Consider the following 11873-nt stretch of genomic DNA (forward strand, 5'->3'; position numbering starts at 1 on the left):
GCGGAAAGGAACCTGAAGTCTAGTGCGAGAGTTGGGTTGGCACCGTCATGGCGGGCCAGTAACCTCGCCACTCCCCCGCAACGCAGCATCCCCCGCATGAGTGCAAACCGACCGCCGCTCTCCCCCCTGTCCACCCTGATCTTCGCCTCGCGCTGGCTGCAGCTGCCGCTGTACCTGGGTTTGATCGTTGCCCAGTGCGTCTACGTGTTCCTGTTCGGCAAGGAACTGTGGCACCTGATCTCGCATTCGGCCACTATGGGCGAACAGCAGATCATGCTGATCGTGCTCGGCCTGATCGACGTGGTGATGATCTCCAACCTGCTGGTGATGGTGATCGTCGGCGGCTACGAAACCTTCGTCTCGCGCCTGCGCCTGGAAGGCCACCCGGACCAGCCGGAATGGCTGAGCCACGTCAACGCCAGCGTTCTGAAAGTGAAGCTGGCGATGGCGATCATCGGCATCTCCTCGATCCACCTGCTGAAGACCTTCATCGCCAGCGGTGCACTGAACGGCATCCCGCTGTGCCCGCCTGAACGAATGGCATCGGCCGCAGCCAACATCGGCGAGCAGACCTGCTCGACCTTCACTCCGGATGGCGTGCTGTGGCAGACCATCATCCACTGCGTGTTCATCCTGTCGGCGATCGGCATCGCCTGGACCGACAAGCTGATGTCCAACAGCCACAGCAAGTCGCACGACAAGGCGCACGAACACTGATCTCGTCGCCGGCGGCGGCATGACCACCGCTGCGCGTCCCGGCCACCGCCCCTTGCGCGCGGCGGTGGCCGGGATGCTAGATTGCACCCTCGCCGTTGCCGGCGATGGCGTCGGGAAACGTCATCGTTCCGTGCCCGGACCGCTGGTCCCGGCCATGCATATCAATGATTTACGTCACGTCGTCTTCTAGAGGGGAGCAGGATGTCGCACGTCTCAACGATCACCGCCGCGCGCCGGTGGCTGCCGGTTGCCCTGGCACTGGCACTGGCCGCCTGCTCGGGCAAGGAAGAAACCCCGGCACCCGCACCTGCCAGTGCACCCGCCGCCGCACCGGCCGCACCGGTGGTCGCCGCCAAGGTGCAGTCGATGGGCACCGAGCAGCTGCGTGAATCGGCCAGCCAGGCGCTGCGCGAGAACCGCATGTACGCGCCGGCCGGCGACAACGCCATCGAGTACTACCTCGCCCTGCGCGACAAGACCCCGGACGACGCCTCGGTGAAGAGCGCGCTGACCGACCTGCTGCCCTACACCCTGATCGCCGCCGAACAGCACCTGGGCCGCGAGGACTACACCGAAGCGCAGCGCCTGGTGGCGCTGATCGAGAAGGTGGATGCGTCCGCGCCGGCCCTGCCGCGCCTGAAGGAAGGCCTGGCCAAGGGCGTGCAGAACGCCGCCAAGCGCACCGAAGCAGAGGCAGAGAAGGCGAAGAAGGACGCCGAGGACCGCAGCAAGCAGCAGACCGAGCAGCAGCGCCTGGCCGAACAGCGTGCCAAGGAGGCCGATGCGGCCAAGCAGATTGCCGCGCAACAGGACGCCGCGCGCCGCGACAACGAGCGTCAGGAAGCCGAGCGCCAGGCCGCTGCCCGCCGCGAGGCCGAGCAGAAGCAGCAGCAGGCCGCCGCGCAGCAGGCCAGCGCCGCGCGCCAGGCTGCCGCCACCGCCGCGCCGACCCTGCGACCGGTCAGCACGCCGGCGCCGCGTTATCCGGCCGAAGCGCTGCGTGCCGGCACCTCCGGCGAAGTGCTGGTGGAAATCACCGTCGGCACTGACGGCTCGGTAGTCAACGCCCGCGTGCTGCGCGCGACACCGTCACGCATCTTCGATCGCGAAGCGATGAACGCGGTCAAGCGCTGGCGCTTCGAGCCGATCAGCGCACCGGTCACCACCCGCCGCACGCTGGTGTTCGCTCCCGGCGGCGGCTGACCGCAAAAAGGGGACGGAGGGGATTAAGTCGTTTCCGCCCACGCCATGACGCCAAGGCCCGGTCCGTCCGGGCCTTGTCCGTTTCAGGCTGCACCCTCGATCAGATCCTGCAGCGCAGGATCACGCGCGGCCAGCACCCGAAACAGGCCCAGTGCGTGCAGGCCCGGCAGCAGCGCACGCAGGTCGGCTTCGGCGGTGGCGCGGGTGGCATCATCGCTGGCGGGATCCTGCCAGTCACGGACGCTGGCCAGGAAGGCACCGACGCTGCCCTTGCGCACGGTGAGGCCATTTACCTGCACCTCGTTCTGATGGTCCGGAAGAATGTCCTGTGGCTGCATGGGGGCTGCTCGATTGAATGAGGGCTCCAGTGTGGATGCCCCGCAATGGCGGTTCTGCCGTATAACTGCCAACCTGTATGGCAGATCAGACATCCATCGTATTGATCGACCCGGCACTGGCCAATGCCAGCGACGGACCGGCGCTGCTGGCAGCCCAGCTACGCCTGCGCCGTCCGCGACGGACAGCCCGTCATCAGCACGCCCGTGGCCAGCTGCTGGGTGCACACCAGGGCCTGCTGCGGATCGAAGTGGGCGATCTGCACTGGCTGCTGCCGGCGGGGCATGTCGCCTGGATTCCACCCTTGCTGCCCCATGCACTGGCCAGCACCAGTGCGTTCGATGGCTGGAGCCTGTACTTCAGTGCGCCCGCCTGTGCCGATCTGCCAGCGACCCCTCGCATCTTCCAGGCCGATGCGTTGCTGCAGGCGAGCGTCATGCGCGCACTGCAATGGCCACACGCTGCACTGGATGCCGCACAGACGCGGCTGGCAGGAGTGATCGCCGATGAGATCGGCGCCAGCACGCCGTTGCCACTTGCCCTGCCACAACCGCGCGACCGACGCCTGCGGCGGATCGCGGCCGCGCTGGCGCGCGCACCGCACGACAACCGCAGCATCGAGGACTGGGCCACCCGCACCGGTTTGTCCAGCCGCAGTCTCGCCCGCCACTGGCTGGCCGAGACCCAGATGACGCTGAGTCAGTGGCGGCAACGCCTGCGGGTGTTGCTGGCGCTGCCACGCCTGCTGTCCGGCGAGCCGGTGATCAGCGTCGCGCTGTCGATGGGCTACGACACACCCAGTGCCTTCATCGCCGTGTTCAAGCGCGAGATGAGGGTGACGCCTGCGCGGTATGCCGGCGGATGACGCATTCAACGCTCCCGCTGTCTACCCTCGCGACCTAAGCTACTTTCCAAACTCAGGAGGAGAACCGATGAAGTACGACGACGCCAGCTGGCATTCCGGGGGTGACTTCCCTTCGGATCTTCCGGCTGAGGCCGGTGCCACTCACATCGGCATGTACCTGGCATGGCTGCTGTTACAGGGCATGGCAAGCGAAGAGCTCGCCGAGGACGCAGAAGAAGACCTGCAGGCGCTGCGGGAACGTAGTACGACGCCAGGCCTGCTCCTGCTTCAATGCAGCGACGGCAAATTCGTCGATGACCTGATCAGTGATGAAGCCAACGCGTTCACTGCTGCGTACTACGACCTCGAAAATGGCCAGTATCTCGAAGACTATGAGGAACAGCTGGGGGCCGAGGTCCCGTCGCTGTACCACGTCGCCGATACCTGGGAAAACTTTGATCGATTGGCACCGGTGATCGCCCAACGCTTCGCCGCTTGGCAGGCAACGCAATCCTGAAAACAACGAGGCCCGGAATGACCGGGCCTCGTTTCAAATCCGCCGGGCATGGCCCGGCGCTACCAGTGGCGGTCAGCCGGAGATCGCCAGACGCTCGTTGTGGTAACGGCGCACGGCGGCGAACCACAGCAGTGCGGCCAGGCCGAGGCTGGCACCGAGATAGATGGCCCAGACCGACGGCGTGATGGTCTCGTGGCGGATCACCTTCAACAGCATCTGGTTCTGCGACAGGAACGGCACGGCGTACTGCCACAGCTCGCTCTTCAGCGGATAGGCCACCAGCGCGTAGCCGGGCATCATCGGCAGCAGCATCAGCCAGGTCATGTGGCTCTGCGCTTCCTTCATGCTCTTGGCCGCCGCCGACAGGAAGGTCAGCAGCGAGGTGCCGATCATCAGCATCGGCAGCATCACCAGCAGCATCTGCAGCATCGAGGCGACGTTCATGTTGAACTGGCGGCCGATGTTGCCGGGCGCGATCTGTGCGCTCACCTTGAACGCCACCAGGGTCAGCAGCAGCGATACGAACCCGACCACGCAGGCAGCCGCGATCTTGCCGCTGACGATCGCGCTGCGCGAGCCGGGCGTGGCCAGCAGCGGTTCCAGTGACTGCCGCTCGCGCTCGCCGGCGGTGGCATCCATCACCAGATAGGCGCCGCCGATGAACGAGGTCAGCGTGAGCAGCACCGGCAGCAGCATCGACAGGATCATGCCGCGCTTGGCTTCGGCACTGGCCAGGTCCTGGCGTGCCACGTCCAGCGGCCGCGCCACCTGCGCGTCGATGCCACGCGCCATCAATCGCAGCGCGCCCACTTGGCCGTTGTAGGTCGCCAGCGCCGCCTCCAGACGCGCACTGGGCACTTCAGCGGCACGGCGGGTACTGTCCTTGATCACCTCCACCAGCGCCGGCTTGCCATCGGCCCAGTCCTTGCCGAAGTCCTCGCTGATGCGCAGCGCCACGTCGATCTCCTGGCTGCGGATGGCGTCGGGCAGGTCCTTCGGTGCCGGCGCGGTATTCAGCCCCTGTGCGGCGAGGAAGCGCACCAGGTTGGGGGCGTTCTCCGCACCGATGGTCGGAATCTGCAGCGGCTGTTCGATCTGGGTGCGTACCCGGCTCTCGGCCAGTTTGCCCATGCCCAGCAGCAGCACCGGGTACAACAGCGGACCGAACAGCAGGGTCAGCAGCAGCGTACGTCGATCACGGGAAAGATCGCGCAGCTCCTTGCGCATCACCGTCATCAGGGTCGACATCATGCTCATGCGTGCAGGCCCTCTTCGCTGCCGATCAGTTTCACGAACGCGTCTTCCAGGTTGGATTCGCCGGCTTGCGCACGCAGTTCATCGGCGCTGCCGGCGGCCATCACCGTGCCCTTGGCGATGATCACGATGTGGTCGCACAGCGCGGCCACCTCCTGCATGATGTGGCTGGACAGGATCACGCAGCGGCCCTCTTCGCGCAGGCCCAGCAGGAAGCGGCGCAGTGCGCGCGTGGTCATCACGTCCAGGCCGTTGGTCGGTTCGTCGAGAATCACGTTGCGCGGGTCGTGCACCAGCGCGCGGGCGATGGCGGTCTTGGTGCGCTGGCCCTGCGAGAAACCATCGGTCTGGCGGTCGAGGATGTCGCCCATGTCCAGCGCGTGCGACAGCACCTCGATGCGTTCGCGGATGCGCTCGGCTGTCAGGCCATGCAGTTCGCCGAAGTAGGTGATGTTCTCGCGTGCGGTCAGGCGCTTGTAGACACCGCGCGCGTCGGGCAGCACGCCCAGGTGGCGGCGTACTTCTACAGGGTTGCGTGCGGCATCGACCCCGTCGACGCTGATGCTGCCCTGGTCAGGGGTCATCAGCGTGTACAGCATGCGCATGGTGGTGGTCTTGCCGGCACCATTGGGGCCCAGCAGGCCGGTGATGCGGCCGTCCTCGGCGCGGAAGCCGACGTTGGACACCGCCTGGATACGGCCGGTACGGGTGTCGAAGGCCTTGTGCAGGTTGTCGGCGACGATCATGGTTCCCATCCATTGAACGAGGTGAACGCCGGCACGTAGCTCAGCGTGTCCAGGCAGCCGGCATCCAGCGCCTTGGCATCGATCTTGTCGATGAACTGGCCGAGCAGGCGCGGCATGCAGCCGGCGGTCAGCGTGCCGTGGCCCTGGCCACGGGCGACCAGTGCCCGGCCATTCGGCAGGCCCTTGAGGACCTGCTCGGCGTAGCGCGGCGGTGTCACTGGGTCCAGTTCACCGGACAGCAGCAGCGCCGGCACGTCACTGCGCAACGGCACTGCAGCGGCCGCCGCTGCCGCTCGATGCGGCCACACCGGGCAGGCGGCGAAGAAGGCGCTGGCGACTTCGTTGCCGAACAGGCGCTCGGGATCCTCGGCCGGCGCGTGGTAGCGCGGTGCATCCTCGCTGCAGATCACCGACCACTGCATGCCGCGGTTGATCTGGAAATCCATGCTGCGGTTCGCGCCGCGTGCCAGCGATGCCAACGGTGCATAGCGGCCCTGTGCGGCCTCATCGAGGACCAGCGGCAGCAGCGAGGAATACTGCGGCACGTAGGAAAACGCGAACGCCAGGCCGACCACGCTGTCCGGGGTCAGTACGTCTTTCCGGATATCGTAGGTGCCGGGGTCGCGGTACTCGACCGAGACCGGCGCACGGCGCAGGGTCTCCACCACGCTGCGCACCTGCGCGCGGGTATCGGTCGGGAAACGCTTGCTGCATCTGGCATCCTTGCGGCACTGCGCCGACTGCAGGGCGATCGCATCCTCGAACGTCGTGGCGAAGTCACCACCGACCACCAGTTCGTTCGGCACCACGCCGTCGATGACGATGCTGCGGGTGTGCTGCGGATAGGCGCCGGCGTAGCGCTGGGCCACGCGGGTACCGTAGGACCCGCCGACCAGGTTGATCCGGTCCACGCCCAAGGCCTGGCGTACCGCATCCAGGTCGGCGATGGCTTCGGTGGTCGTGTAGAAGCGTGCATCGGCACGCCCCTGCAGCGAGGCCGCGCAGCGCTGCGCGTAGTCGCGCAGCGACGCCTCGGTGGGAGCGGCGTCCTCGTCCATCTGCAGGTCCTTGCCGTCCGCGCCGAGGCAGCTGAGCGGGTTGGAGCCGCCGGTGCCGCGCTGGTCGATCAGGAACACGTCACGCTGCTTGCGTACCTGGCGCAGCGCGGTATCGACGATGACCGCCACCTCGCTGGCGGCCTGGCCCGGGCCACCGGCCAGGAAGAACACCGGGTCGGGCTGGCTGGAACCGCTGTTGCCCGACTCCAGCCAGGCGATGCGCAGGTCGATCCTGCGGCCATCTGGCTGGGCCCGGTCCTCCGGCACCTGCAGGGTGGCGCACTGCGCTTCCACGTTGGCGCTGGCGCCTTCGGTGGACAGCGTGCAGGGCTGGAAGTCGATCGTGCCGAAACGGCGGCTGGGCGCATCGTTGGCGCTTTCGGCGCCGGGTGGCGGTGACTGGCTGCACCCGGCAAGCATCAGGCTGGCCAGCATCCCGGCCAGCGCGAGGTGGTGTCTTTGCATCGTGCTCGTTTCCCCTGGAGGACGTTCCTGTCGACCACGACGGGCTGCCGCGGAAGATGTGACCCAACTTACACGGGCACGGCGCCGGCGGCGATGGGCAAAGGCGAAATCGTCGCCGGCACGGCACAGGCCAAGCGGTCACGGCCCTCGGCCTTGGCCCGGTAGAGTGCTGCATCGGCAGCCGCCAGCAGCGTCGACAGGTCACCCTGGCCCTCGTCCATGGCCAGGCCAACACTGGCCGTGACGAGCACAGGCCCCGTGTCCAGAAGGGCGGGATGTCGCTGCAGGCGGGTGCGGATCAGCGCTGCCAGCGCCACCGCGTCGCTCGACGTACTGCCGGCCAGGACCAGCACGAACTCCTCGCCCCCATAGCGGCCCAGCAGATGGGTCCGTCCCTGGGTGCTTTGCTGCAGCACCGAAGCGAAGTGACGCAGCACCTGGTCACCGGCCAGGTGGCCCCAGCGATCATTGATCCGCTTGAAGTGGTCGACATCGACCAGCAGCAGGGCCAGCGGACGGCCCTGCCGGCGCGACCGCTGCAACTGCACCTGGCCATCGGCCAGCACCGCGCTGCGGTTGAGCAGGCCGGTCAGGCCATCGGTGCGCGCGGCATGCCGCAGATCGACCAGCATGCGCTCGACCAGCAGCAGCACCATCGCGAAACATCGCGCCAGTTCCAGCATTACCCCGGCGATGTAGGTGGCGAACATCGGCGATCCGGTGCGCATGATGTCCTCGCCTGCATCCGGTGCCACCGGCAGCAACAGGCGCACGGCATACAGCGCGGCTTCGGCCAGGAACACCGACGCCGCCAACCGGCAGCTGGTGCGCTGCTGCACCGGCGCATGGCGCAGCAGCAACCAGGCGATCCAGCCATCGACGATCAGCGCGAACACACTGAATACCTGCAGGCGCAGGTGCAGGTTCGGCCAGAGCACCAGGAACGCGAAGATGCAGGCCATGAACGCCGCCGCGATCAGCAGCGGCCGCCACAGCGGCAGCGGCTGCTCCAGGTGCAGTGCCACCCCGCGCAGCATCATCAGGCCACAACCGGCCATCGCCGCGTTGCCGGCCAGCACGGCCGGGGCCAGCGGCAGATAGGGCCGCAGTGCCAGCAGGGTCACGCCCAGGGTCAGCAGCCACAGGCTGATGGTCCACTGGCGCAGCACCGGTTGCCCGCGCAGCACGACCAGCAGCAGCGAGAACCCCACGGCGATGCCGATGCAGAGCAGGAAGCCAAGCACGGTGATGGTGGGGAAATCCAGGGACATGCGGCGCTCGTCGGCCGGGGCGGCGCGCGCATCTTAGCGCCTTGTGGTGCAGTCGCCATGGCGCTGTCCGGCCCGGCGTGATGCGAGGTCGGAAAACGGCGAGCATCGCCGCCGATGCCCACGCAGACTCCGCGGAAACCAAAGGAGACGCTCATGCATGCGTGGTACCTCGGTGGCCTGGACCATCGCCCCTTCCAGCACCTGTTCGAGAAAAGCGAGCGCGAACTCGCCGCGCTGGGCATCCAGCGTCGCTGGGCCGGCGAAAATGGCGGCCATCCCTGCCGGATCAGCCTGAGCGACCCACCCAGCGGCAGCGAGCTGCTGCTGTTGTCCCATGTGCACCTGCCCCTGCACTCGCCCTATCACGCCTCGGGTCCGATCTTCGTGCAGCGTGGCGTAACGCGCTGCGTGCTGCCGCCGGGTGAGGTACCCGCCTATGTACAGCGCCGTACGATCTCGTTGCGCGCCTATGACCAGGCTGCATTGATGCTGGCCGCAGAGATCAGCGCGGGCACTGATGTTGCTGCCCGGCTGGACACGCTGTTTGCCGACCCTGCCGTGGCCTTCGTGCAGCTGCACAACGCGGCCCACGGCTGCTTCTCGTGCCAGGCAGATCGAGTGGGTATGGCGCCGACGTAGCATGATCTCCACGACGTGATCGATGCCACGCCGATCCCGTGACCGCCAACGCATCCGTTCAGCCCCACGTGAAGCCTGCGGGAAGGGCTTCACACCCCCAGTCACGGATCGGCGCTTCGGTGGTTCCGCCCCTTGCATCGCGACTCGATACTCGCCGTGGTGCCGCCGAAAGTCCGCCGTGCAGCGCAGCTCCTGCGGTCACCGTTCCCTTTCGACGACCACAAGGATGCGCCATGTCATTCCGATCCACACCGCTGTTGCTGGCCACCTCGTTCGCTGCTGCGGGCTTGTGCCTGGCCGGCAACGCGTTCGCCCACGGCACCATGACCACGCCGGTCAGCCGCGTCTATGCCTGTTTCCAGGGCAATCCGGAGAACCCGACCAACCCGGCCTGCGCCGCCGCGAAAGCGGTGGGCGGTTCGCAGGCGTTCTACGACTGGAATGGCATCAACCAGGCCAATGCCAACGGCAACCACCAGGCCGTGGTGCCCGACGGCAAGCTGTGCAGCGGCAACAACCCGACCTTCCGCGGGCTGGATGTAAACCGCAGCGACTGGCAGACCACACCGATCCAGCCAGACGCCAACGGCAAGTTCACCTTCGTGTTCAAGGCGACCGCACCGCACGCCACGCGCGACTGGCGCTTCTTCGTCACCCGCGACGGCTGGCAACCGGGCAGCCCGCTGCGCTGGGCCGACCTGCAGGAGTTCTGCACGCTGGGCAACACGCCGCTGTCGGCCGATGGCACCTACAAGCTGCAATGCACGCTGCCACAGCGCAGCGGCCAGCATGTGATCTACAACACCTGGCAGCGCTCGGATTCGACCGAGGCGTTCTACACCTGCATGGACGTGCGCTTTGAAGGAGGCGGTGGCAGCACCCCGCCCGCAGCGCAGTGGCAGGATGCCGGCCCGGTCACCGCGCGCGGCGAGCTACCGGTCGGCACCACCCTGGCGTTGCGCGTGTTCAACGCCAACGGCAATGATGTCGAACGCGTGGAAGAGACCCTCGCCAGTGGCCAGACCGCGGCCGCACAGTGGCCGTTGGCGCTGGCCCGCAAGGTCAATGCCAGCGCCCAGCACGCACGCGTGGGCGTGCTCAACAACGGCGTGATCACACCGACGGCCTCGGCCACCGCCAACCGCGTGTACCTGAAGGATGGCAACCGCTTCCAGCTCGATACCCAGGTGCCCGACCCCGGCACGCCATCACCGGGCGGTGATTTCGACCACGTGTATCCCGCCGGTATCGGCAGCTACGTGCCGGGCCAGACCGTGGTGAAGGGCGGCGACGGCAAGCTGTATGCCTGCCGCCCGTTCCCGGAAGGTGCATGGTGCAACGTCAACGCCGAAGCCTATCGGCCGGGTGCCGGCGCGGCTTGGCGTGATGCGTGGATCGCGTACTGAGGCAGTGATGCGGGAGGCGGTGCACTGTGCACCGCCTTTCGCCCGGATGGCGGCACAGTGAGCACCGTGTTGCAGATCGATCACGGCCTTCATCGATTTCAAACTTGTCCGATGTTGCCGACGGCCCTGCATGTGAAGACTGCGCGAGGTTTCCCACACTTCGCAAAGGAGTTCCTGCATGCACCTGTCCCACCGGGCAGTCCTCGCTCTGTCCGTCGTTGCCTGCCTGGCCCTGTCCGGCAGCGCCCTCGCCCACGGCACCATGTCCAAGCCGCTCAGCCGCGTGAAGCAGTGCCACGAAGGCAATCCGGAAAACCCGACCAACCCGGCCTGTGCCGCGGCCAAGGCCATCGGCGGCGCGCAGCCGTTCTATGACTGGAGTGCAATCGCCCACGGCAACGCCAATGGCAACCACCGCGACCTGGTGCGTGATGGCGAACTGTGCAGCGCCAGCATCCCCAAGTACCGCGGCCTCGATCTGAATCGCAGCGACTGGCCGACCACGCCGGTGCGCGCCGATTCGCGTGGCCGCTACACCTTCGAGTTCAAGGCACCGGCACCGCACGCCACCCGCGAGTGGAAGTTCTATGTCACCCGTGACGGCTGGCAACCGGGCAGCCCGCTGCGCTGGGCCGACCTGCAGGAATTCTGCACCCTGGGCAACGTGCCGCTGTCCGAAGGCGGTGTCTACAAGCTGGACTGCCCGCTGCCCAAGCGCAGTGGCCAGCACATCATCTACAACACCTGGCAGCGCTCGGATTCGCAGGAGGCGTTCTACACCTGCATGGACGTGCGCTTCGAAGGTGGCGGTGGCGTGGTTCCGCCGCCGCAGTGGCAGGATGCCGGCGCGGTGACCGCCAACGGCGCACTGGACGTGGACAGCACCGTGACCCTGCGCGTGTTCAATGCCAACGGCAACGACCTGGAGCGTGTGGAAACCCAGCTGGCCGCTGGCCAGACCAGTCCGACGCAGTGGCCGCTGGCCCTGGCCCGCAAGGTCAATGCCAGTGCACAGCATGCGCGCGTGGGTGTGATGAAGAACGGCGTGATCACGCCGGTCGCCTCGGCCACCGACAACCGCGTGTACCTGAAGCCGGGCAACCGCTTCCAGCTGGAAACCCAGGTACCGGGTCCGGGCCCGATCGATCCGGTCGATCCGCCGGGCGGCGACTTCGACTTCGTCTACCCGGCCGGCCTCGGCAGCTACACGCCGGGCGAGACCGTGGTGAAGGGCACCGACGGCAAGCTGTATGCCTGCCGCCCGTTCCCGGAAGGCGCCTGGTGCAACATCAATGCCGATGCCTATCGTCCGGGCACCGGTTTCGCCTGGCGCGACGCCTGGATCGCGTACTGAGACAGGACACCGGGGGCGGCGTGATGCCGCCTCCGGTTCATGGGGTTGCCGGCGAGCGGCCGG

At 67.2% G+C, this 11873-nt stretch carries 12 protein-coding genes; 7 read left to right on the plus strand and 5 right to left on the minus strand.

Going from position 1 to position 11873, the window contains the following annotated elements; genetic code table 11:
• Window positions 1-96: 96 nt before the first annotated feature.
• Window positions 97-717 carry a TIGR00645 family protein gene (locus SriyCCGPB3_RS20500; RefSeq protein ID WP_110714074.1) on the plus strand — a complete coding sequence of 207 codons (621 nt, stop codon included), beginning with the start codon at window positions 97-99 and terminating at the stop codon, window positions 715-717.
• A 201-nt stretch (window positions 718-918) separates the two neighbouring features.
• Complete coding sequence (locus SriyCCGPB3_RS20505; RefSeq protein ID WP_153854781.1) at window positions 919-1920, plus strand: energy transducer TonB; 1002 nt, start codon at window positions 919-921, stop codon at window positions 1918-1920.
• 83 nt (window positions 1921-2003) lie between these two features.
• Here the strand turns inward: SriyCCGPB3_RS20505 and SriyCCGPB3_RS20510 are convergent, their stop codons facing one another.
• Window positions 2004-2258: a hypothetical protein gene (locus SriyCCGPB3_RS20510; protein ID WP_153854782.1), complete on the minus strand. Its 255-nt coding sequence runs from the start codon at window positions 2256-2258 to the stop codon at window positions 2004-2006.
• Between the two features lie 77 nt (window positions 2259-2335).
• On the opposite strand from SriyCCGPB3_RS20510, the gene SriyCCGPB3_RS20515 reads away from it, so the two are divergent.
• Both SriyCCGPB3_RS20515 and SriyCCGPB3_RS20520 read left to right on the plus strand, forming a co-directional pair.
• Window positions 2336-3121 (plus strand): AraC family transcriptional regulator, encoded by a 786-nt coding sequence (locus tag SriyCCGPB3_RS20515; RefSeq protein WP_153854783.1) that lies wholly within the window; start codon window positions 2336-2338, stop codon window positions 3119-3121.
• Window positions 3122-3188: 67 nt separating this feature from the next.
• Window positions 3189-3617 carry a hypothetical protein gene (locus SriyCCGPB3_RS20520; protein ID WP_032129133.1) on the plus strand — a complete coding sequence of 143 codons (429 nt, stop codon included), beginning with the start codon at window positions 3189-3191 and terminating at the stop codon, window positions 3615-3617.
• A 72-nt stretch (window positions 3618-3689) separates the two neighbouring features.
• Here the strand turns inward: SriyCCGPB3_RS20520 and SriyCCGPB3_RS20525 are convergent, their stop codons facing one another.
• From SriyCCGPB3_RS20525 to SriyCCGPB3_RS20540, 4 genes are all read right to left on the minus strand, one after another.
• Window positions 3690-4874 carry an ABC transporter permease gene (locus tag SriyCCGPB3_RS20525; RefSeq protein WP_153854784.1) on the minus strand — a complete coding sequence of 395 codons (1185 nt, stop codon included), beginning with the start codon at window positions 4872-4874 and terminating at the stop codon, window positions 3690-3692.
• On the minus strand, window positions 4871-5617 hold the full coding sequence (locus tag SriyCCGPB3_RS20530) for an ABC transporter ATP-binding protein (protein ID WP_153854785.1): 747 nt from the start codon (window positions 5615-5617) through the stop codon (window positions 4871-4873). The genes SriyCCGPB3_RS20525 and SriyCCGPB3_RS20530 overlap by 4 nt, the downstream gene beginning before the upstream one ends.
• Entirely contained in the window at window positions 5614-7140 is a 1527-nt protein-coding gene (locus SriyCCGPB3_RS20535) for an alpha/beta fold hydrolase (protein ID WP_153854786.1), read from the minus strand. The genes SriyCCGPB3_RS20530 and SriyCCGPB3_RS20535 overlap by 4 nt, the downstream gene beginning before the upstream one ends.
• A gap of 68 nt (window positions 7141-7208) precedes the next feature.
• Window positions 7209-8411 carry a GGDEF domain-containing protein gene (locus tag SriyCCGPB3_RS20540; RefSeq protein WP_153854787.1) on the minus strand — a complete coding sequence of 401 codons (1203 nt, stop codon included), beginning with the start codon at window positions 8409-8411 and terminating at the stop codon, window positions 7209-7211.
• 153 nt (window positions 8412-8564) lie between these two features.
• On the opposite strand from SriyCCGPB3_RS20540, the gene SriyCCGPB3_RS20545 reads away from it, so the two are divergent.
• From SriyCCGPB3_RS20545 to SriyCCGPB3_RS20555, 3 genes are all read left to right on the plus strand, one after another.
• Window positions 8565-9050 (plus strand): DUF1203 domain-containing protein, encoded by a 486-nt coding sequence (locus tag SriyCCGPB3_RS20545; protein WP_153854788.1) that lies wholly within the window; start codon window positions 8565-8567, stop codon window positions 9048-9050.
• A gap of 233 nt (window positions 9051-9283) precedes the next feature.
• Window positions 9284-10456: a lytic polysaccharide monooxygenase gene (locus tag SriyCCGPB3_RS20550; protein ID WP_153854789.1), complete on the plus strand. Its 1173-nt coding sequence runs from the start codon at window positions 9284-9286 to the stop codon at window positions 10454-10456.
• Between the two features lie 178 nt (window positions 10457-10634).
• The gene (locus SriyCCGPB3_RS20555; RefSeq protein ID WP_153854790.1) at window positions 10635-11810 is read left to right on the plus strand and encodes a lytic polysaccharide monooxygenase; all 1176 of its coding nucleotides are present in this window, start codon (window positions 10635-10637) and stop codon (window positions 11808-11810) included.
• The last annotated feature ends 63 nt before the right edge of the window (window positions 11811-11873 follow it).

The sequence above is a fragment of the Stenotrophomonas riyadhensis genome, assembly GCF_040256885.1.
Lineage (GTDB): Bacteria > Pseudomonadota > Gammaproteobacteria > Xanthomonadales > Xanthomonadaceae > Stenotrophomonas > Stenotrophomonas riyadhensis.